The 21,176-nt window shown below is 74.1% G+C and carries 22 protein-coding genes and 2 pseudogenes; 13 read left to right on the forward strand and 11 right to left on the reverse strand.

Features of this window, described 5'->3' with window-relative positions; translation table 11 throughout:
- Positions 1 to 20: 20 nt before the first annotated feature.
- The 5 genes from ACIRRH_RS10210 to ACIRRH_RS10230 all read left to right on the forward strand — a co-directional run bounded on the left by ACIRRH_RS10210 (position 21) and on the right by ACIRRH_RS10230 (position 5,236).
- Entirely contained in the window at positions 21 to 1,088 is a 1,068-nt protein-coding gene (locus ACIRRH_RS10210) for a TIGR03617 family F420-dependent LLM class oxidoreductase (protein WP_403064493.1), read from the forward strand.
- Between the two features lie 229 nt (positions 1,089 to 1,317).
- On the forward strand, positions 1,318 to 1,791 hold the full coding sequence (locus tag ACIRRH_RS10215; RefSeq protein ID WP_403064496.1) for a hypothetical protein: 474 nt from the start codon (positions 1,318 to 1,320) through the stop codon (positions 1,789 to 1,791).
- Positions 1,788 to 3,629: a GMC family oxidoreductase gene (locus ACIRRH_RS10220; RefSeq protein ID WP_403064499.1), complete on the forward strand. Its 1,842-nt coding sequence runs from the start codon at positions 1,788 to 1,790 to the stop codon at positions 3,627 to 3,629. The genes ACIRRH_RS10215 and ACIRRH_RS10220 overlap by 4 nt, the downstream gene beginning before the upstream one ends.
- On the forward strand, positions 3,626 to 4,468 hold the full coding sequence (locus tag ACIRRH_RS10225; protein ID WP_403064502.1) for a hypothetical protein: 843 nt from the start codon (positions 3,626 to 3,628) through the stop codon (positions 4,466 to 4,468). The genes ACIRRH_RS10220 and ACIRRH_RS10225 overlap by 4 nt, the downstream gene beginning before the upstream one ends.
- Positions 4,469 to 4,753: 285 nt before the next feature.
- The gene (locus ACIRRH_RS10230) at positions 4,754 to 5,236 is read left to right on the forward strand and encodes a hypothetical protein (protein ID WP_403064505.1); all 483 of its coding nucleotides are present in this window, start codon (positions 4,754 to 4,756) and stop codon (positions 5,234 to 5,236) included.
- Here the strand turns inward: ACIRRH_RS10230 and ACIRRH_RS10235 are convergent.
- From ACIRRH_RS10235 to ACIRRH_RS10245, 3 genes are all read right to left on the reverse strand, one after another.
- A complete protein-coding gene (locus ACIRRH_RS10235) occupies positions 5,202 to 6,188 on the reverse strand; it encodes a bile acid:sodium symporter family protein (RefSeq protein WP_403064732.1) in 987 nt (328 codons plus the stop codon). The two genes, ACIRRH_RS10230 and ACIRRH_RS10235, sit on opposite strands and share 35 nt — an antisense overlap.
- Positions 6,189 to 6,310: 122 nt before the next feature.
- Positions 6,311 to 6,628 carry a hypothetical protein gene (locus tag ACIRRH_RS10240; RefSeq protein ID WP_403064508.1) on the reverse strand — a complete coding sequence of 106 codons (318 nt, stop codon included), beginning with the start codon at positions 6,626 to 6,628 and terminating at the stop codon, positions 6,311 to 6,313.
- On the reverse strand, positions 6,625 to 7,512 hold the full coding sequence (locus tag ACIRRH_RS10245) for an oxaloacetate decarboxylase (protein WP_403064511.1): 888 nt from the start codon (positions 7,510 to 7,512) through the stop codon (positions 6,625 to 6,627). Before ACIRRH_RS10245 ends, ACIRRH_RS10240 begins: the two co-directional genes overlap by 4 nt.
- 160 nt (positions 7,513 to 7,672) lie before the next feature.
- On the opposite strand from ACIRRH_RS10245, the gene ACIRRH_RS10250 reads away from it, so the two are divergent.
- Positions 7,673 to 7,867 (forward strand): hypothetical protein, encoded by a 195-nt coding sequence (locus ACIRRH_RS10250; RefSeq protein WP_403064514.1) that lies wholly within the window; start codon positions 7,673 to 7,675, stop codon positions 7,865 to 7,867.
- Between the two features lie 179 nt (positions 7,868 to 8,046).
- On the opposite strand, the gene ACIRRH_RS10255 is transcribed toward ACIRRH_RS10250, so the two are convergent.
- Positions 8,047 to 8,925: a class I SAM-dependent methyltransferase gene (locus tag ACIRRH_RS10255; RefSeq protein ID WP_403064517.1), complete on the reverse strand. Its 879-nt coding sequence runs from the start codon at positions 8,923 to 8,925 to the stop codon at positions 8,047 to 8,049.
- Between the two features lie 420 nt (positions 8,926 to 9,345).
- Between ACIRRH_RS10255 and ACIRRH_RS10260 the strand changes: the two are divergent.
- Both ACIRRH_RS10260 and ACIRRH_RS10265 read left to right on the forward strand, forming a co-directional pair.
- Positions 9,346 to 9,872: pseudogene (locus ACIRRH_RS10260) on the forward strand (DinB family protein).
- A gap of 166 nt (positions 9,873 to 10,038) precedes the next feature.
- Positions 10,039 to 10,227 (forward strand): hypothetical protein, encoded by a 189-nt coding sequence (locus ACIRRH_RS10265; RefSeq protein ID WP_403064520.1) that lies wholly within the window; start codon positions 10,039 to 10,041, stop codon positions 10,225 to 10,227.
- Positions 10,228 to 10,307: 80 nt separating this feature from the next.
- Here ACIRRH_RS10265 and ACIRRH_RS10270 read toward each other — a convergent pair whose 3' ends face one another.
- A complete protein-coding gene (locus ACIRRH_RS10270; RefSeq protein ID WP_224280119.1) occupies positions 10,308 to 10,490 on the reverse strand; it encodes an antitoxin in 183 nt (60 codons plus the stop codon).
- Between the two features lie 151 nt (positions 10,491 to 10,641).
- Between ACIRRH_RS10270 and ACIRRH_RS10275 the strand changes: the two genes are divergently transcribed.
- Positions 10,642 to 12,273, forward strand: a complete 1,632-nt coding sequence (locus ACIRRH_RS10275; protein WP_403064524.1) for a M28 family peptidase — start codon at positions 10,642 to 10,644, stop codon at positions 12,271 to 12,273.
- A 267-nt stretch (positions 12,274 to 12,540) separates the two neighbouring features.
- On the forward strand, positions 12,541 to 13,947 hold the full coding sequence (gene lpdA, locus ACIRRH_RS10280) for a dihydrolipoyl dehydrogenase (protein ID WP_403064526.1): 1,407 nt from the start codon (positions 12,541 to 12,543) through the stop codon (positions 13,945 to 13,947).
- An 87-nt stretch (positions 13,948 to 14,034) separates the two neighbouring features.
- Here lpdA and ACIRRH_RS10285 read toward each other — a convergent pair whose 3' ends face one another.
- Together ACIRRH_RS10285 and ACIRRH_RS10290 are read right to left on the reverse strand one after the other, a co-directional pair.
- Positions 14,035 to 14,769 (reverse strand): sigma 54 modulation/S30EA ribosomal C-terminal domain-containing protein, encoded by a 735-nt coding sequence (locus tag ACIRRH_RS10285; protein WP_403064529.1) that lies wholly within the window; start codon positions 14,767 to 14,769, stop codon positions 14,035 to 14,037.
- Positions 14,770 to 14,947: 178 nt separating this feature from the next.
- Positions 14,948 to 16,207 (reverse strand): AI-2E family transporter, encoded by a 1,260-nt coding sequence (locus ACIRRH_RS10290; RefSeq protein ID WP_403064532.1) that lies wholly within the window; start codon positions 16,205 to 16,207, stop codon positions 14,948 to 14,950.
- A gap of 256 nt (positions 16,208 to 16,463) precedes the next feature.
- Between ACIRRH_RS10290 and ACIRRH_RS10295 the strand changes: the two genes are divergently transcribed.
- Complete coding sequence (locus tag ACIRRH_RS10295) at positions 16,464 to 16,700, forward strand: DUF6296 family protein (RefSeq protein WP_403064535.1); 237 nt, start codon at positions 16,464 to 16,466, stop codon at positions 16,698 to 16,700.
- A gap of 77 nt (positions 16,701 to 16,777) precedes the next feature.
- Here ACIRRH_RS10295 and ACIRRH_RS10300 read toward each other — a convergent pair whose 3' ends face one another.
- The 3 genes from ACIRRH_RS10300 to ACIRRH_RS10310 form a co-directional block, all read right to left on the reverse strand.
- On the reverse strand, positions 16,778 to 17,002 hold the full coding sequence (locus tag ACIRRH_RS10300) for a hypothetical protein (protein ID WP_403064538.1): 225 nt from the start codon (positions 17,000 to 17,002) through the stop codon (positions 16,778 to 16,780).
- A gap of 213 nt (positions 17,003 to 17,215) precedes the next feature.
- Positions 17,216 to 17,677: a DUF6343 family protein gene (locus tag ACIRRH_RS10305; RefSeq protein ID WP_403064541.1), complete on the reverse strand. Its 462-nt coding sequence runs from the start codon at positions 17,675 to 17,677 to the stop codon at positions 17,216 to 17,218.
- An 83-nt stretch (positions 17,678 to 17,760) separates the two neighbouring features.
- Positions 17,761 to 18,213, reverse strand: coding sequence for a hypothetical protein (locus ACIRRH_RS10310; RefSeq protein ID WP_403064544.1), 453 nt, complete (start codon positions 18,211 to 18,213; stop codon positions 17,761 to 17,763).
- Positions 18,214 to 18,450: 237 nt separating this feature from the next.
- Here ACIRRH_RS10310 and ACIRRH_RS10315 point away from each other — a divergent pair, with 237 nt between their 5' ends.
- The gene (locus ACIRRH_RS10315; protein WP_403064547.1) at positions 18,451 to 19,029 is read left to right on the forward strand and encodes a LamG-like jellyroll fold domain-containing protein; all 579 of its coding nucleotides are present in this window, start codon (positions 18,451 to 18,453) and stop codon (positions 19,027 to 19,029) included.
- Positions 19,030 to 19,137: 108 nt separating this feature from the next.
- On the opposite strand, the gene ACIRRH_RS10320 is transcribed toward ACIRRH_RS10315, so the two are convergent.
- Positions 19,138 to 19,821 carry a TetR/AcrR family transcriptional regulator C-terminal domain-containing protein gene (locus tag ACIRRH_RS10320; RefSeq protein ID WP_403064550.1) on the reverse strand — a complete coding sequence of 228 codons (684 nt, stop codon included), beginning with the start codon at positions 19,819 to 19,821 and terminating at the stop codon, positions 19,138 to 19,140.
- On the opposite strand from ACIRRH_RS10320, the pseudogene ACIRRH_RS10325 reads away from it, so the two are divergent.
- Positions 19,820 to 21,166 (forward strand): annotated as a pseudogene (locus tag ACIRRH_RS10325) (FAD-dependent monooxygenase); the annotation flags it as partial. The gene ACIRRH_RS10320 and the pseudogene ACIRRH_RS10325 sit on opposite strands and share 2 nt — an antisense overlap.
- Positions 21,167 to 21,176 lie beyond the last annotated feature (10 nt).

Below are 21,176 nucleotides of genomic sequence, written 5' to 3' on the forward strand. Positions count from 1 at the left end.
GCGACCAGGAGCACAACGCCATGGACCGACCCGCCGCCCTCCGCCTCGACGCCACCGCCTCCGGACACCCGGCGGGCATCCTGGACGCCGCCGAGCAGGCCGAACGCCGGGGCATGGACCGGCTGGTGGTCGCCGAGACCGCGTACGACCCGTTCCTCCAGCTCGCCCGCGCGGCCGACCGGACCGAGTCGATCGAGCTGGCCACCGGCATCGCGGTGGCCTTCGCCCGGACCCCGATGACGCTCGCCTACCAGGCCTGGGGGCTGCACGCGGCCTCCGGCGGACGGGCCGTCATCGGGCTCGGCTCGCAGGTCAAGCCACACATCGAGAAGCGCTTCGGGATGCCCTGGGACCGCCCGGCCGCCCGGATGCGCGAGTACGTGCACGCGGTGCGGGCGATCTGGCACAGCTGGCAGACCGGCGAACGGCTGCGTTTCCGGGGTGAGTTCTACACCCACACGGTGATGACGCCGGTGTTCTCGCCGGACCCGGTCCCGTCCGGGGTGCCGCGCATCCTGCTGGCGGGCGTCGGGCCGCTGATGACCCGGACCGCCGGGGCGGTGGCCGACGGCTTCCTCAGCCACCCGTTCTCCTCCACCGCCTACCTGGCTGAGCAGGTGCTGCCCGGCCTGACGGAGGAGCGGGCGCGGGCCGAGGCGGAGGGGGCCGCGTGGACGGAGCGGCCGTTCGAGGTCGTCGGCAGCGTGCTCACCGCCACCGGCCGCACCGAGGAGGAACTGGCGGCCAACCGGGCGGCCACCCGCGAGCGGCTCGCGTTCTACGCCTCCACGCCGGCCTACCGCCCGGTGCTGGCGCAGCACGGCTGGGAGGGGCTCCAGGAGGAACTGCACACTCACTCGGTGCGCGGGCGCTGGGCGGAGATGGCCGGGCTGATCGACGACGAGGTGTTCGACACCTTCGCGGTCTGCGGCCCGGTCGAGGAGGTCGCCCGGGAGATCCACCGCCGGTACGCGGGTCTGGTCACCCGGCTGTCCGTCAGTCTGCCCGAGGACGCCGATCCGGAGCTGGGCCTGGACGTCCTGTCGGCGGTCCGGGCGCTGGGCCGACCGGAAGCGGACGCCGGGTGATCGTGGCGGGCTGCTGACCGGGCAAGGGATGACGAAGTCCGGGCAGATTCGTGCAACGCGTCTCCGGGGGTGAGGGCGGGCGGCAGGATCGCGGTGGCAGTCCGGGCGGTTCGGCGAGGATCGGCACCCCGGGCCTGCCACGTTGTGGGGCCTGTCGCGTCGTACGGTCCGTTGCGCCGTACGGCCTGTCATGCCTCGGCCACCCGTTGTCGATCGTGGGGGTGCCCGCGTGTCCGTGTCCGACGACCACCCGGCCGACTACGACCTGGCGGAGCGCTGGGACCCCGCCGCGAACGCGTACGTCGACGCCCTGGCCGACCTGGACGAGTTCCTGCGCGTCTGCGCCGAGCTCACCGGCTTCGACGTACCCGAGCTACGCGCCACCGGCATGGCGGACGAGCACCACCGCACCACGCTGGCCCACCGGGTCCGCGACGAGCATGCCCTGGTCCACCTCTGGTACGTCGGCGCCTGGCCCGGCGAGGCGCCCTCCTCCGCCCGTGCCCACGACCAGGGACTGGTCTGGCGGACCTTCCACGCCACCCCGCCCGGCGCCGCCGCCCCCGGACACGGCAGCTGGGCCGAGGCGCCCCGAGGCGCCGAGGTCCCGGGCGGCACTGAGGCCCGGGGAGGCGCTGAGCCGTTGCGGGGAGCCGAGGCCCCCCGACGTGCGGCACCGAACAACGGTGGTGAGGGCCGATGAACGCGCGCTGGGACGTCGTCGTGGTCGGAGCGGGCTTCGCCGGGACACTGGTCGCCCACCGCCTCGGCGCACAGGGCTGGCGGGTCCTCGTCCTGGAGGCCGGACGGGCCGCTCCCACGGGCGCCGAGGCCGCCACCGCCCACCGCGCGGCCGGCGGCGGACCACCCACCTCGCCCTACCCGCACAGCCCCGAGGCGCCGTCACCCGACGTCACCGACCTCACCGGACGCCCGGACGGGGGCTTCACCGCCACCGGCCACCTCCGCCAGTACGGGCCGTTGCCCTACGCCAGCGGCTACCTGCGCGTCAACGGCGGCACCGGACTGCTCTGGACCGGGCTCACCCCGCGCATGCACCCCGAGGACTTCCGCACCGGCGACCTCGGCCACGGCCGCAACTGGCCGATCGGCTACCACGACCTGGAACCCCACTACCGCGAGGCCGAACGGGAACTCGGGGTCGCTGCCGACGCCGACGAGCAGCGCCGCGCCGTCGGACTGCCCATTCCGGACGGCTACGACTACCCGATGCGCGCCATCCCGGGCAGCCATCTCGACCGGCAGCTGGCCCGGGCCCTCGACGGCCGGACCGTCCGCGACCCCGCCGTTCCCGGCCCCGCCCGGCTCGCCGTCACCGCCACCCCGCACGCCCGCAACGGCGTGCCGACCAGGCCCGGTTCCGCCGACGGACCGCTCTGCGCGGGCAGCGCCGGCTGTGTCCCGGCCTGCCCGAGCGGCGCCAAGTACACCCCGCTGCGTACCCAGGCCCGCTGGGCGGCCGGGATCGAACTGCGCACGGAGGCCGTCGTCAGCCGGGTGCTGGCCGACCCGGAAACCGGGCGGGCCGGGGCAGTCGAGTACCTCGCGGGCGGCACGGCCCACCGGGTGGAGGCGGACCTGGTCGTCCTCGCCGCGCACGCGATCGAGAACGCCCGGCTGCTGCTCCTCTCCGGCCTGGCCAACCGCAGCGACCAGGTCGGCCGGAACCTGATGGACCACCCGGCCCTGCTCACCTGGGGGCTGATGCCCCGCCCGGTCGGCCCCTATCGCGGCCCCGGGTCCACCAGCGGCCTGGAGGCGTTCCGCTTCGGTCCCGGGCGCGACCGCCGGGCGCCGTTCCGGATCGAGATCGGCAACTGGGGCTGGTCCTGGGCGGGCGGCGCGCCGGAGGCCGAGGCGGCGGCGCTGCTCGCGGAGGGCCTGCGCGGCAAGGAACTGCGGGAGCGACTCGGTGACCGGCTGGGCCGTCAGTTCTCGCTCCAGTTCGAGCTGGAGCAGCCCGCCGACCCGGCCAACCGGGTCACCCTCGACCGGGACCGGCGCGACCCGCTCGGTCTGCCCGGTCCGGTCGTCCGCTACGACCTCTCGGAGTACGTCCGCGACGGGATGGCCTCCGCCCGGGCCGTCTCCGACCAGCTGTTCGCGCTGCTCGGCGCCGAGGACCACACCGCCTACCCGGCGGCCGGATGGCCGGGGCGGCTCGAACACCGGGGAGCCGTCCACGGCTACCGGGGCGCCGGCCACGGGGGTGGCACCCACATCATGGGTGACTCACCCGCGAACTCGGTCGTGGACCACTGGCAGCGCTGCTGGGACCACCCCAACCTGTACGCCGTCGGCTGCGGCTCGATGCCTTCCCTCGGCACCTCCAACCCCTCGCTCACCATGGCCGCCCTCGCGCTGCGCAGCGCCGGGCGGATGCACCGCGACCTGCTGGAGCTGCACCGCCCGGCACTCGTACTGACCCCGGCCGCCTCCCGTACCCCCGTACCGCGCTCGCCGTCTCCCTCGTCCCTGCCCCCGCTCTCGTCCTCGTCCTCGTCCTCGGAGCCCTCATGACCGGCCTGCCGCTGCCGCCCGTACCGGAGCCGTACCACCTGCCCTTCCACTACGGCGCACTGCACAACATCGGCGTCGACTACCTGGTCGACCGCGAGCGGGCGCGCGAACTGCTCGCCAAGCGGCACCCGGGGCTGAACGTCGCCGCCTTCGACGGCGGGGCCTGCGTCTCGCTCAACTACCAGCTCTACTTCGCCCAGTATCCGAACGGCGGCGGCATCACCCAGGAGCTGGAGATCAACCTGATCGCCCACCCGCTCTTCGCCGAGGAACGGATGCCGGTGGTCAACTACGGCCAGTACGCCAGGGGTTACGACCAGACCAAGCTCCTCGGCATCGCCCGGCTGCACGTGCTCTGCGACAACCCGACGGCCATCGACGCCGGGCGCCGGCTGTACGCCGAGCCCAAGCACCCGGGCTGGTTCGAGACCACCCTGCCCTCCCTCAACTCGCCGGCCGTGCGTGAACGCTGGTCGGTCTCCTGCCGTCGGGCCACCCTGGGACCGGACGGACTGAGGCGCCACGAGGAGGAACTCCTGGCCCTGGACGTGAACCTGGTCGGCCTCACCCCCGAGTCGGTCAACAACACCCCGATCACCGGCTACGGCACCGACGACGAGGGCAAGCTGCTGGCCGGGCCGCTCAACGTCTACCAGCCCTACCGCTACTACGCCCTGGACGACCGCACCGCGGAACGCGTCCGGCTCGATCTCGGCAACCCTGCCGAGGAGTCCGCCCGCGACCTCGGCCACCTGATCGCCGACGCCCCGGCCGCCGGGGTCTGGACCTACCAGTCCCCGCCGGTCGCCGCCCACAACCGCGCCTACTACGTCCTGTGAGGGCCCCGGTGTTCGCCCCGGGCGGCACCCCGGGCGGCGGGACGTCGCCTACGGCCGGGTCTGGTCGGCCATGCCGTACACCGTCCTCGCGGACGGCGGGGTCACACTGACCCTCACCGCCCGCCCGGGCACGGAGCCCCGGACACCTGGACGCTGCCGCCCGAGGGGCCGCTGCCACGCTCCCGGCTACCGCCCTCAGCATCCCTGCCGCAGGGGGCTGAGGGCGGGTCGGCCGCCTGCTAGGGTCGCGCCTCGACGTGAACGACACGGACGCGGCGGGACGCGATGGACGCGATGGACGCGATGGACGCGATGGACACGGCGGACGACGCCGAGGCGCTCAAGCACCTCCACAACGGCGGGGACTACCTGCGGCTGGCCGAGCGGACCTCGAATCCGGACGTCCTGCGCCAACTCGCGCAGGGGGAGTACCCGTTCGTCTGGCATGCGATAGCCTCGAATGCCGCCGCGCCCACCGACCTGCTGGCCTCGCTGTCCGCCCGGCGCAACAGCACATGGAACGACAACTGCCTGCTTCGGTTGATCGCCGCCCACTCGGCCCTCACGGGCGCGGCGTTGGGGGACCTGGTCGATCTCGTGGGCGACCGGCTGGCGGAGGGCGGCCGCCCGTTCGCGGCGGTGCTGGCGCTGGCCCGCCGGCCTGAGCTGCCGGCCGAACGGCTGTACCGGCTCGGTCGGCAGCCCGGGGCCTCGGCCAGGCTGCGCCGGGGGATCACCCGGGCGCTGGCGGAGCGCCCGGGCCGCTGAGCGCGGCCGGGACCGGGCCGGTCGCGGCCGCCGCCGGCGCCCGCGACCAGCGGCCGGCGAGGACGGTGCCGACGATCAGCTGGAGCTGGTGGTAGAGCATCAGCGGCAGCACCATCAGCCCGGCTTGCGCTCCGAACAGGACGGCGGCCATCGGCAGGCCGTTGGCCAGGCTCTTCTGCGAACCGCACAGCACCGCCGCCACGGCTGCCGGACGGTCGAGCCCCAGCAGCCGGGCGCCGAGCCCGGTGGCCGCCAGCGCGGCGGCCAGCAGGGCGAGCAGCACCGCGAGCAGTCCGAGCAGCGCGAGGGGGGTGGCCAGGCCCCAGATGCCCTGGGACACCGCCGCGCTGAACGCCGTGTAGACGACCAGCAGGATCGAGCCGCGATCCACCGGGGTGAGCACCCGCTTGTGCCGGGAGAGCAGACCGCCGAGCCACGGCCGCGACAACTGCCCGAGCAGGAACGGCGCGAGCAGCTGCAGCCCGATCCGCAGCAGCCCGTCCGCGGACAGCGCGGTGTGCGAACCCAGCAGCCAGGCCGCCAGCAGCGGCGTCAGCACCAGCCCCGCCAGACTGGAGTAGGTGCCCGCGCAGATCGCCGCCGGGACGTTGCCCCCGGCGGCGCCGGTGAGGGCCACCGAGGACTGCACCGTGGAGGGCACCAGACAGAGGAAGAGCACCCCGGTCTGCAACGGCCCGGTCAGTGGGACGGGCGTGAGCAGCGCGGTGGCCAGCCCGAGCAGCGGGAAGAGGACGAAGGTGGCGGCCAGCACCAGCCCGTGCAGCCGGAGGTGGCGCAGCCCCGCCAGCGTCTCGCGGGTGGAGAGCCGGGCGCCGTAGAGGAAGAACAGCAGCGCCACCGCGAGGTCGCAGGCGACCCCGGCGACCCGGGCCGAGGCGCCCGAGGCCGGGAACAGCGCGGCCAGCCCGACCGTCCCGGCCAGCGCCGCCATGTACGGGTCCAGCCGGCGGGGCAGCAGCCCGCAGGAGCGGGGCCGGGGGCCGCGTTGCGACTGCGTCCGTTCCCCGCGCGCCCGGAGCCCTGGTGCCTGCTCCGGGCGCGCCAGGCGGTCGGTCACGGGCCGCCTCCCGTCACCGGGCGGAGCGAGGGCCCGGACGAGGACCCCGGCCCGAGCAGGCCGCCCACCAGCGAACCGGCACCGTCGTGGTCGCTGCCCGCAGAGCCGCTGCCGTTCTGGAGGTTGGCCGTCCGGTCGACCTCCAGCCAGGAGTCGGCGTTCGAGTTGTCCACGACCGTGATCAGCCCGCCGCCGGCCGCCGCGGGCGCCGCGGCGCCCGCGAGCAGGGCACAGGCCCCGGCCAGCCCCAGCGCGGTGGCCCGCAGGGCGGCGGCCGGCGAGGGCGGGGCGGGCCCGCGCAGCCCGGCACTCATGCCGTCACCGCCATCAGCCCGCGGGAGCGCGAGACGTTCCGCTCCAGCAGCTCGGTGGACTCCCGCACGCCGACCTGCTCCCGCCCCCGGGCCGGGGCGGGCAGCCGCCCGTCGGCCTCCTTCAGACCGGCCAGCGCCTCGTCCATCGCCCGGTGCGCGGCGAACAGGCACGGCGTGCTGTAGATGGCCACGTCCACACCCAGGTCCGACAGCTCCGAGAGCGACAGCCGGGGCGACTTGCCGCCCGCGATCTGGTTGAACAGCAGCGGCTTGTCGCCGACCACCCGGCGGATCCGGCGGATCCACTCCTCGCTGCGCACGCCGTCCACCAGCACCACGTCGGCGTCGGTGGCGGCGAGCGCCCGGGCCCGGCGCAGGATGTCGTCCTCCTCGGTGGCGTCGGTGCGCGCGACCACCACCAGGTCCGTCCGGTTGGCGAGGACCAGCTCCAGCTTCTCCAGGTACTCCTCCAGCGGCAGCACCAGCTTGCCGTCCGCGTGCCCGCAACGGCGGGGCCTCTTCTGGTCCTCCAGGATCACGCCCGACGCGCCGATCCGTTCGAGCCTGCGCACGACGTGGCAGGCCACCTCCGGATCGACGTAGCCGTCGTCGATGTCGACCAGCAGGTGGTGCCGGGGGAAGGCGCCGCGCAGCCGCTCGACGAAGCCCACCATGTCGGGCCAGGCGATGAAACCGATGTCGGGCAGCCCGTAGTAGGAGGCCGCGAAGCCGAAGCCGGAGACGAACATGCCGTCGTAGTGCTCGGCCGCGATGGAGGCCGAGTACATGTCGTAGACGCCGATCAGCGGCGTCGTCCCCGGGCCCGCGATCTCCGCGCGCAGCCGCTGCCCGGGGTTGTCCGATGCCGTGTTTCCGTGGAACAAGGTCTTCTCCTCACTGGGGATGACTTTGCCTGAACTTGGTGTTCACCAGACCGAACTGAGGTGTCATCACTATGTGCCCTTTAATGTTCCGTGGGCAAATCTTTAAATGAGGTTCACTCATTGGAGTGAAGCGGCGGAGAAAATAAGAAGTCCCAACAATATGGTCACCCGCAATGGACTGGCGCTGCGACGGCAGGGACGGTCGGCGCGAGCCCTCCTCGGCGCCGGCCCGGCGCTGACCGGGATCGGCCGCGCGCTCCGGGCTGCGCCGCACCCGGGCTCCTCCGTCGGGGAGCTGACGGCCGGGCTGGTGGTCACCGGCGTCGGTGCGGGGCTGGAGAGGGGCCGGGGCTGAAGTGGCCGGGGCGGGGCCGGCGGTGTTCGCGGCCCGGCCGGGAGGTGTCGGCCGGTGGTGTCGCTCGGGATGCCGATCGCCGCCGCGGTGGCGGGGTGCTCGGCTCGGTGCCCGCAGGGGTGCACGGGGCGAAGGCGGCGCCGGGGCCCGGCCGGTGAGGGGCGGGCCCCGGCGAGGGGTCAGGCGTTCGGGACCGGGGGAGCGGCGCGGCGTTCGCGCAGCGTCCGGAGCATCCGGCGGGTGGCCTTGGTCGCGACCGGGGGCAGCAGCTCCAGGGCGATCCGGCGTGAGGTGGAGCGCTGGACCGGGGCCTTGACCTGGTAGTTGAGGCGAAGTACCCGGGCGTCGGCGATGGTGTCCTCGTCCACGGTGTACCCCTCGGCCCGCCAGTCGCGCTCCCGCAGGACCGCCTGGGCGGCCGCCGCGTCGCCCCAGGTGCCGTAGAACTTCATCGGGGTGAGCAGGACCGGCCGCAGCCCGCCGGTGAAGACGGCCTCCCAGACCGCGGCGGAGACGCCCGGGGTGTGCTCGGAGCGGTAGTCGTCCAGGGCGACCAGGCCGTTCTCGGTGAGCGCGGCGCGGGCCACGGCGATGTCCCCGGCGACGTGCTCGTAGAGGTGGGAGGCGTCGACGTGGACGAAGCGGCAGCTGCCCGCCCGGATGCGGCCGTCGGCCAGCACCGAGGTCGGGGCCTGCACTATCTCGGGCAGCGCGCCGTGGAAAGCGAGGTAGTTGGCCTCGAAGGCGCTGCGGGTGAGGGTCCTGCGGTAGGACATGTTCATCTCGGCGGCGTTCTCGGCGTCGCCCGCCTCGGAGTCGAACAGGTCGCAGACCGTCAGCCGCTCGCCCGGCTGCAGGTGGTCGCCGAGCAGGACGGCGCTGCGACCGAGGTAGCTGCCGAGTTCCAGGATGTCGCCGGTGACGCCGGCCGTGCTCTGGGCGGACAGCAGGTGGCTGAAGGCGGCCCGGTCGAGGCTGAAGAACCAGCCGGGAATGTCGTCCCGCTTCAGCGGCGCGGAGTGGACTGCGGCCTCGGCCGCGGTCTCGGAAGTGGGCACGGCGGCCTCCAGGGGGACGGCGGGGCGCGGTGGCGGGTCACGCCGCGGAGGGGACGCCGAGGACGTGAGGCGGATCATCATAGCGATGCCGGGGCCGGAGGGAGCCAGGTGTGGAACGGCCTGGATCCGGCCTTTCGCTCCGACGTTCGACATGGGCGTGCGCCTTCGTTTTCGCTTCCGATTCGCCCGTGCGGCCTAATGTTCCGAGGGCTGTGAATCCGCCGTTGTGCCGGGGGGTTTCCGAGGGCCCCGGCCGGTCCGGTCGCTCCGGCTCGACGATGCTCCCGGTCGGCCAGGCCCGCTCGGCCGGCGTGGAAGCCCGGGCGACGAGCAGCATCCCGCGCCGGAAGGGGCTCGGCTCGCGCTCGGCGGTCACCGGCTCGAGTGGGACGAGTGGGGGCGTGTGCCAGAGTGGCAGCCATGGCACTCACCCCGGACGGGCGGCCGATCCCGCCCCCGCACGCAGCTGAACGCGCCATGCTGGAGAGCTGGTTGGACTTCCAGCGGGCCACGCTCGCGCGGAAGGTCGACGGGCTCGACGACCGGCAGGCGCGGTTGGCGTCCGTCCCGCCCTCCCCGATGACCCTGCTGGGCCTGGTGCAGCACCTCGCCGAGGTCGAACGCAACTGGTACCAAAGGGTGTTCGCCGGTCAGGAGGTGGCGTCGGTGCACGGCGCGGACAACGCCGACGGCTACCGGCTGGACCCGGCGCGCGGGCTGGCCGAGGCGCTGGTGGACTGGCAGACGGAGATCGCCCGGGGCCGGGAACTGACCGCGGACGAGCCGCTGGACGCGACGGCCCGCTCTCCCCGCAGGCCGCGGCGGTGATCGGTGCGGACAGCGTCTCGCTGCGCTGGATCCTGGTGCACCTGATCGAGGAGTACGCCCGCCACAACGGCCACGCCGACCTGCTCCGGGAGTGCGTCGACGGCGTCGCCGGCGTGTGACGGTCCGGGCGTTGCTCACGGCCGGATGGCGGACTCCGGCCGTGCGGGCGAGACCTGCCCGGCACCGGGCCGGTGTTCGGCACGGTCTGCTGCAGGCCGCCCGCGCTCCCGGCCGTGGACAGCGTCCACTCGCGTTCGGGAAGGTGCTCCGGGCAGAATCGACCGCATGGACGAAGGCGGCGAGTCGGCCTGCTGGCTGGACCGGGTGTGCCCGGAGTGCGGACGGCTGCGCGAACGGCCCGGCCCGGCGCCCTGCGAGAACTGCGGCGCAGGCGGCGACGGCCGGGAAGGTGACGACGGCCTTCCCGGGGCGATGGCTCCCCGGACGGCGGACCCCGGGCGCAGGCAGGACTGAAACCCCGGTCCGGCCGGGGCGGCCGGACCGGGCAGTGGAACCGGTCGGACGGCACCGGGTGCGGCGCCCCGCGGAACCCGCTACTGCGGGGGCGGCGACTGGTTGCGGAACTGGTTCTTGAGCTGCTCCTCGGTGGCGTCCACCTGACTGCCGTACTTGCCCTGGGTGCGTTCGTCGACGGCGTCGCCGGTCTTGTCGACGGCCTTCTCGGCCTGCTCCTCGTGGCCCTTCAGCAGGCTCTTGAGCTTATCCATCATGGACATCTGGTCACACTCCTGGATGAGACGCCCCCACTCCTCCAATATCGCCGCACGTGCGGCGGGTCGCATCCGCGCGGCGTGCGTAAAGGCTTGGCAACGGGATTCCGATCATGTCAAATCATGACCTCACGGCCCGTCGGAAGGAGTTGCCTTGATGCTGCGTACCCGTCGCTCCACCTCCCCGCTCGACCGTTTCACCCCGCACGACCGCGCCACCACTCCAGGGCGCCCGCGAACCGCCGTCACCCGGCGTGGCGCGGGCGCCGCCCTGACCGTCGCCGCCCTGGTCACCCCGCTGCTGCTGGCCGGCGCGGGCACCGCCTCGGCCGACCCGGACCCGGCGCGCAAGGGCGCCAAGCTGGCCTCCCGGCTGGTCGAGGCGAGCAGCGCCCGGGACGCCCGGGCCACCCTGGCCGCGCTCCAGCTGATCGCGGACCGCAACGGCGACACCCGGGTGGCCGGCTCGACGGGGCACGACCAGTCCGCGCAGTACGTCTACGAGCAGGCGCGGCGGGCCGGACTCGAGGTGTCCAAGCAGGAGTTCGTGTACACCTTCTTCGAGGCCCGCTCGGAGCGCCTCGACGTGGTCTCCCCGAAGGCCGAGTCGGTGCCGGTGATCGCCATGACGTACTCGGTGAGCGGTCCGGAGGCGGGCCTGACCGCGGACCTGGCGGTCGCACCGGTCGGTGCCACCACCGGCTGCACGCCCGCCGACTACCCGGCGGGCGCCTTCACCGGCAAGATCGCCCTGATCCGGCGCGGCGGGTGCAGCTTCGCCGAGAAGCAGGCCGCCGCGGCCGGTGCGGGCGCCGCCGGGGCGATCATCTACAACAACACCGAGGGCAACCTCAACGGGACGCTCAGCGAGCCGACGGCCGGGAGGATCCCGACCGGCGGGATCACCAAGGCCGCGGGCGAGGCCCTGGCCGCCGAGGCCGCCGCCGGGCCCGTCCGGGTGGCCCTGGACATCCGCACCTTCATGGAGCCGCGCAAGACCTGGAACGTCATCGCCGAGACCCGCGGCGGCGACCCGGCCCACACCGTGATGGTCGGCGCGCACCTCGACTCCGTCCCCGAGGGGCCGGGCATCAACGACAACGGCTCGGGCTCGGCCGGCATCCTGGAGGTTGCGAAGAACCTCAGTGTGCACCCGGTGAAGAACAAGGTCAGGTTCGCCTGGTGGTCGGCCGAGGAGTTCGGCCTCAAGGGCGCCGAGACGTACGTGAACTCCCTCTCCGACGCGGAGCGGAAGAAGATCGGCCTGTACCTCAACTTCGACATGATCGCATCCCCCAACTACGCGCAGTTCGTCTACAACGGCTCCGGCAGCGCCGGCGGCGGCGCGGGCCCCGAGGGCTCGGCGCAGCTGGAGCGGGACATCAACGGCTACCTGGACGGCCGGGGCCTGCCGCACGACCCGACCGCCTTCAACGGCCGCTCCGACTACGGCCCGTTCATCGACGCGGGCATCCCGGCGGGCGGCACCGACACCGGTGCCGAGAAGGTCAAGTCCCCGGAGCAGGCGGCCCGTTACGGCGGCACGGCCGGCGTCGCGTACGACGCGTGCTACCACAAGGCCTGCGACAACCTGGGCAACATCGACATGGGCGCCTTCGACGTCAACATCGACGTGATCGCGAACGCCGTCGGCACCTACGCCTGGGACCTGTCCTCGCTGCACAAGCCCGTCCCGGCCCAGCGCCCGGCCGCGAAGGCGGCGCCCGCGGCCGGCGTGACGGGTACCGGCGGCACGGGCGGCGACCGCTCCCACGGGGTGACGGCCTGACGCCCGGGTGGGCCCGCCGCCGCTCCCGGTCGGTGGGCCCACCCGACCACCGCGTGCGACTGCTTCATCCGGGCCCTCCCTCCGTCATCGCCCCTGGTGGCTGCGGGTGCGGTCACCGTGGCGGAAGACCACTGACAAATCCGGCCCCGGGCCGGTACGGTGCCGCGCGGAGCGCATCCGCCGAGACCCGGTGGGTGCGCCGGGTCCGGTCCTGACACCATGGGACCGAGATCACGACACCGTGACACCCTCGGAGGAGTCAGCAACATGAGCACGCACTACGACGTCGTCGTCCTCGGCGCGGGCCCCGGCGGCTACACCGCTGCCGTCCGCTCGGCCCAGCTGGGTCTGAAGGTCGCGGTCATCGAGGCCAAGTACTGGGGCGGCGTCTGCCTCAACGTCGGCTGCATCCCCTCCAAGGCCCTGCTGCGCAACGCCGAGCTCGCCCACATCTTCACCAAGGAGGCCAAGACCTTCGGCATCAAGGTCGAGGGCCAGGTGACCTTCGACTTCGGCGAGGCCTTCCGGCGCAGCCGGTCGGTGGCCGACGGCCGGGTCAAGGGCGTCCACTACCTGATGAAGAAGAACGGCATCACCGAGTACGACGGCTGGGGCACCTTCGTCGACGACCACACCCTGCAGGTCGCGCTGAGCGGCGGCGGCTTCGAGGTCGTCACCTTCGGCCACTGCATCATCGCCGCCGGTGCCACCACCCGACTGCTGCCCGGCACCAGCCTGAGCGACCGCGTGGTCACCTACGAGGAGCAGATCCTCACCGAGCAGCTGCCGGAGAGCATCATCATCGCGGGCGCCGGCGCGATCGGCGTCGAGTTCGCCTACGTGCTGCACAACTACGGCGTGAAGGTCACCATCGTCGAGTTCCTGGACCGCGTGGTGCCGCTGGAGGACGTCGAGGTCTCCACCGAACTCGCCAAGCAGTACCGCAAGCTGGGCATCGAGGTGATGACCTCCACCCGGGTCGAGTCGATCGACGACAGCGACCCGAACGCCAAGGTCCGGGTCACCGTCACCAAGGACGGGCAGCAGCAGGTGCTGGAGGCCGACAAGGTGCTCCAGGCGATCGGCTTCGCGCCGCGGGTCAACGGCTACGGCCTGGAGAACACCGGGGTCAAGCTCACCGACCGCAACGCCATCGCGGTGGACGGCCGCGGCCGCACCAGCGTCGAGCACATCTTCGCGATCGGCGACGTGACCGCCAAGCTGATGCTCGCGCACGCCGCGGAGACGATGGCCGTGATCGCCGCCGAGACCATCGGCGGGGCGGAGACCATGGAGGTCGACTTCGTCATGATCCCGCGCGCCACCTACTGCCAGCCGCAGATCGCCTCCTTCGGCTACACCGAGGAGCAGGCCCGCGAGCTCGGTCACGACGTCAAGGTCGCCAAGTTCCCGTTCGCCGCCAACGGCAAGGCGCACGGCCTCGGCCACCCGATCGGTTTCGTCAAGGTCATCAGCGACAACACGCACGGTGAGCTGCTCGGCGCCCACCTGATCGGCCCCGAGGTCACCGAGCTGCTGCCGGAGCTGACGCTGGCCCAGCAGTGGGACCTGACCGTCCACGAGGTCGCTCGCAACGTGCACGCCCACCCGACCCTGGGCGAGGCGGTCAAGGAGGCCATCCACGGCCTCGCCGGGCACATGATCAACATGTGACGCACCGGCCCCGAGCGCGCCGCGCCCTCGTCGAGCGACCGCTCGACGGGGGCGCGGCGGGTTCCGGCGAGGGGTTCCGGCGGGCCGTCAGGCGTGCCCGGCGATCAGGCCGAGGCGGCCGTCGAAGCGGCGGTAGAGCACCCGGCCGCGGCCGTCGGCCGGGTGCGCGAAGAACAGGAACGGCAGCTCCGCGCCCGCCAGCCGGTCGACGGCCTGTGCCTCCGTCAGCCGGGGCGCGCCGTAGGGGCTGAGGGTGATCGGCGAGGTCCGTCGGCCGGCCGGGCCGGCGGGGACGGTACGGGCGAGGCGGTAGCCGGTCGGCCCGACCCGGTAGACCACGGCGTCGGTCCCGGTCGCCGGATCGGTGAACAGGTGGATGTCGTAGTCCATCGCGTCCATGGTCCGGGCGGCGGCCTCCGGCGAACACCACACCAGCGAGGGCTCCTTGCGCCGGGCCACCCGCAGCTCGCGGACGGCTTCGCCACCCGGCCCGGTGGGGGCCGCCGTACGGTGGCCCGGCCAGGGGCGCGGCGCCCAGGCCCCGGTGACGGCCCTGATCCTGGTGCGCAGCGCGTCGCTCACCCGGTCGAGCGAGTCACCCAGCCCGGCCGCGGCCTCCTGGACGCGGATCCGCCGGCCGTCCACCTCGGCGTTCACCTGCGCCAGCACGCCCCCGGCCACGGCCGCGAGCCGGACCCGCAGGCCCTCCACCAGGACCCCCACCCCCGGAGCCTCCGCCGCGGCGGCCACCCGGGCCCGCGCCTCGGCCAGGACCTCGCCGGTCAGCCCCTCGAACGCCCTCACCGTGACCAACTCGCCCATCCCCAGGCCCTTCCACTCCCAGCCGGCGCATACCGGCGACCAGGATCCCGGCCCCCCGGCCGCGCGGCCAGGGCCCAACGGCCCCACCTCGGGGGCCGGGCGGACCAGCGGCGGTCTCACCAGGGCTCTGCTGCCGTCGCTCTCGGCCGGTCCGCTGCTGGTCGGTGCCACTGCGCGCTCACCCGCGGTGCCGGCCGCCTCCGCCCCGGTCCGGGCACCGGCCTTCGTCCTTTCGGCGACCGGACTGGTCGCCCACCGTAGGGGGTCCCGTCCTCGAGCGGCCGGGCGTGCCACCGCCGCGCAGCTCGCTGAGCACCGCCCAGGCCACCGACACCACCGGCACCGCCACCACCGCGCCCAGGGCCCCCGCCAGCACCGCGCCGCCGGCCACGGACAGGGCGATGACCACCGGGTGGATGCGGACGGACCAGCTGAGCACCAGCGGATGCAGCAGGTGGCCCTCGATCTGGCCGATGACCACGATCAGCGCGAGCACCAGCAGCGCGACCACCGGGCCGCGGGCGGCGAGCGCGACCATGGCGGCGATCGCCAGGGCGATCGGGGAGCCGACCAGCGGGACGAGCGTCGCCACGAACTCCAGCACCATCAGAGGCATGACCAGTGGCACCTGCAGGATCGCCAGCGCGATGCCCACCAGCACGGCGTTGGACGCCGCCACGATCAGCACGCCGCGGGTGTAGCCAGCGAAGGTCTGCCAGGCGGCGCGGCCGGCGCGGTCCCAGGCGGAGCGGCTGCGGACCGGCAGCTGCTGCTGCGCCCAGGACCACATCCGGTCGCCGGAGTGCAGGAAGAACACCGAGCAGAACACTGCGAGCGCCAGCCCGGTGACCAGCTCGACGACCCGGCCGGCACCGCTGAGTGCGGAGCTGAGCAGGGCGGAGCGGTGGGCCGAGACGAACTCGCCGATCTTGGCCCGCAGATCGGTGACGGTGCCCGGCCGTAAGTGGAAGGGGGCGCCGCTGAGCCAGCGGTCGATCCGGGAGAGGCCGCCGCGCAGCTCGCTGCCCAGCCGGCTCCACTCGTCGGCGACGGTCGAGCCGGCCAGCGCCAGCACCCCGCCGACGAGCACGAAGGTGCAGAGGAAGGCGAGCAGGACGGCGAGCGGGCGCGGCGTCGCCCGGGCCAGCAGGTCGACCGGCGGGCGCAGTACGGAGGTGATGACCAGGGCCACGAACAGCGCGATGACCGGCAGTACGAGCCGGGCGAGGACGTCGACGACCAGATAGGCGGCGAGCCCGAGCAGCACCAGCCGCCAGGTGTACCCGGCCGCCGTCCGCAGCCCGGAGGAGACGTGTTCCCCGGACTGAGCCCGGCCCGGGCCCGGTGCCCCCGCCGGGGTCCGGCGTGCCGACACCCGGGGGCGGCGGCTGCCCAGCGGAACGGGCCGCCGGTCCGGTCCGGCGCCGTTCACTCCCACGGGCGGCCTCCTCGGGCTCGGCGGGGTGTCCTCACGTCTCGATGACCCGGGCCGCGACGGTTCGCCCTGCGGCGCCGCCGGATCCGGTCGCCCGGGCACCGAGATTTTCGGCTCCCCGGTGTGTAGGAGCGCCGGGACGGGGCAAACGCGCAGCGACACCGATCTTCCTCCCGTAGGGACGTCGGTCCTCCGTGTACAAGCGGTCGGCCGGGGGAGGAGAATCGATGGCGCAGGGTGGGGAGAGAAGGAGGCCGAGATGAGAAGCCTCACCCGCCGTTACGCGGTGACGCTCCCCGGCCAGATCGGCGGGCACGCTCCACCGTCCGTGGTCGTCGTGCACGAGACGCAGACCGTGGGGCCCGATGGCGGCCTGGTCTGGGAGAGTTCGGACGGTGGCCTGCGGGTGGAGATCACCCGCGGGGTGGCCACCGTCCTGGCGGCTCCCGCGACCTGCAGTCGGCACCCGTGCCTGACGGCGGTGCCGCTGCCATGACCACGCGGACATGGCGCATGCCGGAACGAAGGCGGTGAAGGAGAGAAGGCGACGAGGGCGGACGTCGCGACGGACGGTCACTGCGCGCTGGCGGCCAAGGCCTTGCGCACGGTGACCAGGCAGGGGTCGCAGTACCGGTCCGGTCCGGCCGCACCGGTACCGTCCGCCGCTGGGACGACGCGCTGGGAGGGCTCCAGGAACCGCCCGCACAGTGAGGACGTCGCGTCGTCCTTCGCCACCACGTGCCACACCACGGCGGGCGGGGACACCGCCGGGTCGTGCTCGGCCCACATCTCGTACACGGCGCTACCTCCGGATCGTTGGGGGCTCGGTGCCTCCATGCAAACCCGGGGTCTGCCGAACAGCCACCGGGCCAGACCCGGTGGGATGGTTGTCGCTCGGTGACAGGTCGAGCACGAGGCCGCCCCGGTTTCCCCGAGGCCGGCGGACGGTGGCGGGCGACGATGACCGGGTGTGCGGGCTGGTGCCGATCGCGACCCGATGAGGGTGCCCGCTCAGTCCCGCCGGTCGGCGCCCGGCTGCCCCGGAGCCCTGCTTTCTGAGCCGGTGGTCCCCGGGGCGTCGGCCCGGTCGCGGCCCTGGCCGGCCGCCAGGCGGCGCCGGATCACCATCAGGTCGAGCCCGGCGACGCCGGCGAACCCGGCGCACAGGGCGGCGAAGAAGGCGTAGGTCCCCTGGTTGGGCGCGGGGCCCGGGCCGACCGTTGCGGCCAGTACGGCGAAGGCCACCGTCCCGACGACGAACAGGACCAGGAAGACCCGGGACAGCAGCCGTCTCAGCTCCAGGTCCGAACGGGCGGTCACCGGCTCGGTGCCCCGGCGCACCGTCTCCTGGGGCCGGAGCTGCGGTGTCGTCCGGCCGGGGCCCTGCGGGGTGCCCGGGAAGTCGTGGCGCTCGCCGCCCCGGCGACGGGCCCTGCCCCCGTGCTGCGTTCCTGGTTTGCGTGGTACGGCCATGACGGCCCCCGAACGGAGTCAGTCGGCGGTGTTCCGCCGGCACGCCTACCCGGGTCCTGCGCCGGCACACGCCCGCGGGGCGCTCAGCCGTGCTGGTCGAGCCGAAGCCGTACCGCCAGCAGGGGCCCCTGTTTCTCGCGGCCCTCCTCGTGCGTCCGGCAGAACCCGGCCAGGGCGCTCAGCACCCGCTCGACGTCCTCGGGGCCGCCCAGCAGGTCCGCGGCGAGTCCGCCGGCCAGGGCCGCCGGCGGCCCCGGCGAGCCCGCCGCGTGGGCGTCGAAGGACTGGGAGAGGCGCACCGACGGGCTCGGTGCGGGGCCGGCGGCGGCGCCCTCGGGCTCGGGCACGGCCACCACCCGGACGCCCTCCGAGGTCACGGTGGCGGGATCCTCCCAGACGTTGCCGATCCGGGTCCGGCCGCGCCCGGTGTGGGTCGGGAAGGCGGCCTCCAGCGCGTCGAGCACCGCTTCCGCCGACTCCTGCGGGCCCGCGCCGAGCCGCACCAGCACGTGCCCGGCCGCCAGGGGCAGACCCATCGCGGCCACCTCCTCAGCCTCGGCGACGCACCCGCCGACCGGCGTCCTCCCCTTCCGTTCTACGGCCGGTCCGCGCGGGGACGCACCCCGGGCGCACGCGGCCGGCAGGGTCCCGCACCGCTCGGGTGCCGACGTCCGTCGGATTCGGCCGCTGTTCAGCGGGGCGTGGCCCGGCCGATGATCTCCGACCAATCCCGGTACCTACCGTCAGGGCACACACCACTACCGGGAGCGAACATGCGCGACATCCAGTTCAGGGGCACCCGCTCGCCGGTCCGCGGCGGCTACCTCCAGACCGTGCCCACCGCGCCCGTGAACCGGCAGACCTTCGAGCGCGGGTTCACCGTCGAGGCCTTCTTCAAGCTGCCCGCCGACTGGGACTCCGCGCAGAGCCGCTGGTCCGCCCTGCTCAGCCGGTGGGGGATGAGCGCCGAGGCGGGCAGGAGCGGGCCCGGGACGGACGCGGAGGAGCCGGTCGTGACGCTCAGCGTCTCCGACGGGCCGGCCCTCCAGTGGTGCGTCTACCCGCTCAACCAGACCGGGGCGTCCACCTGTTGGGGCCACCAGCTGCCGCTGGACCGGTGGTGGCACGTCGCGGTGGTCAACGACGGGAAGCTCAGCCGGATGTACGTCGAGGGCTGCGAGGTGGTGCGCAACCCGGCGACGCCCGCGGTCGGGCTGACCACGCTGGGGCGGCCGTGGATGCTGGGCGGCTACTCGTACGCGGGGGTGCTGGACAAGGTCTTCCACGGGTACATCGGGGACGTCCGGATCGTGAAGCGGGCGCTGCGGGCGGGTGAGTTCATGACCGCCTGACCGCACCTCCTCCGAAGCACGGACACCGTCGGGCCCCGGTGCGGGCCCGGCGGTGCCGTCGGGCGGAACGGCGAGCGGGCGCCGGGCGTGGCGCCCGCGCCGGAGCCGTCAGCCGAGCAGGGTGGCCTCGACCCCGGCGAGCACCGCCGCCAGGCCCTGTTCGAAGCCCTCGTCGAAGTCCTGGAACATCACCCGGCCCGACTCGGCGGCCAGCGGGTGGGCGGCCAGGCGCTCGGCGCGGGCCTCCACGTCGTAGCCCCCGGTGCCGTCGAAGGGACTGGGGCCCATGGCCTGCTCCTCGATGACGTAACCGATGGTGTAGCTGTACGCGGTCAGCCAGGCCCGGGCGGCGGCCGCCGGGGTGAAGCCGGAATCGACCAGCAGGCGCAGCGAGGCGTCCAGACCGGCCGCGTAGCCGGTGTCGGTGAACCGGGTGCCGCTGTAGACCTTCGCGCCGTCGCGGTAGCGCAGCAGCTCGGCGCGCAGGGTGCGCATGGTCCTCAGGTAGGCCTCCCGCCAGTCGCCCGGGGCCGGGTCGCCGTCGGCCTCGGCGGCCGCGCCCGCCGCCCGGGCCGTCATGCGGCGCATCATCTCGGTCGCCATCTCGTCCAGCAGCGCCTGCTTGTCCTTGAAGTGCCAGTACAGCGCGGGTGCCTTGACGTCGAGCCGGGCGGCGATGGCGCGCAGCGTCAGGCCGTCGAGGCCGACTTCGTTCAGCAGGTCCAGCGCGGCGTCGACGACCTGGCCGCTACTTAACAACGTTAAGGAGGTTGTCGTGGCTTCTCGCGGCATGCACACGGACGTCCTGATCATCGGCGCCGGGCCCACCGGACTCGCCCTGGCGCTGGACCTCGCCCGGCACGGCGCCGCCGCGCTGGTGGTCGAGCGCGGCGCGGAACTCTTCCCCGGCTCGCGCGGCAAGGGTCTCCAGCCGCGCACGCTGGAGGTGTTCCACGACTTCGGCGTGCTCGACCGGGTCCGCGCGGTGGCGGGGCACTATCCGCCCAACCTGATCTGGCGGGACGGCGAACCGCAGGGCGAGCACCGGATGTACGACCCGACTGAGCCCTCCGAGGCCGAGCCGTACACCGAGGTGCTGATGCTGCCCCAGTGGCGCACCCAGCAGGTGCTGTACGGGCGGCTGCGCGAGCTGGGCGGCGAGGTCGCGTTCGGGCGGGAGCTGGTCGGTCTGACGCAGGACGAGGAGGGCGTGACCGCCGAGTTCGCCACCGGCGGCCCGGTCCGGGCGCGCTACGTCGTCGCGGCGGACGGCGGGCGCTCGACGGTGCGGCGCCTGCTCGGCATCGGGATGACCGGGGAGACCGTCGACCCGGACCCGATGCTGGTCGCGGACGTCCGGGTCGACGGGCTGGACCGCGAGCACTGGCACGTGTTCCGGTCCGAGGAGGGACTGCTGGCGATCTGCCCGCTCGGCGGTACCGAGGACTTCCAGCTGGTCGCCCAGTTCCCGCAGGGGACGGCCGTCGACCTCACCGTCGAGGGCCTGCGCAGGGTGGTCGCGGCCCGCTCCCACCTGGCCGCCGAGCAGGTCACCGAACTGCGCTGGATCTCCGAGTTCCGCCCGCGCGCGGCGCTCGCGGACCGCTTCCGCGCCGGCCGGGTGTTCCTCGCGGGCGACGCCGCGCACGTCCACTCGCCGGCCGGCGGGCAGGGCCTGAACACCAGCGTCCAGGACGCCTACAACCTGGGCTGGAAGCTGGCCGCGGTGCTGGCCGGGCGGGCGGACGAGGCGCTGCTCGACAGCTACGAGCAGGAGCGCCGGGCCAACGCGGCGGCGATGCTGGAGCTGTCCACCCGAGTCCACCGCGGCGAGGAGCGCCGCGGCTGGGCGACCCGGCAACTCGGCCTCGGCTACCGGGAGTCCACGCTCTCGGTGGAGACCCGCCCGGACCTCCCGGCGGACGCCCTGCGGGCCGGCGACCGCGCCCCGGACGGCCGCCGGGCCGGCACCCGGCTGTTCGACGCCTTCCGCGGCCCGCACTGGACGCTGCTCACCGTCGGCACGGACACCCCGCTGCCCGCCCTCACCGCTCCGGTGGTCCGCATCCCGGCCTACGAGGCGTACGGCGCCGGGGTGTTCCTGGTCCGGCCGGACGGCTACCTCGGCCGGTCCGGCGGGGCGGTCC

The organism is Kitasatospora sp. NPDC101235, assembly GCF_044767505.1.
Taxonomy (GTDB): domain Bacteria; phylum Actinomycetota; class Actinomycetes; order Streptomycetales; family Streptomycetaceae; genus Kitasatospora.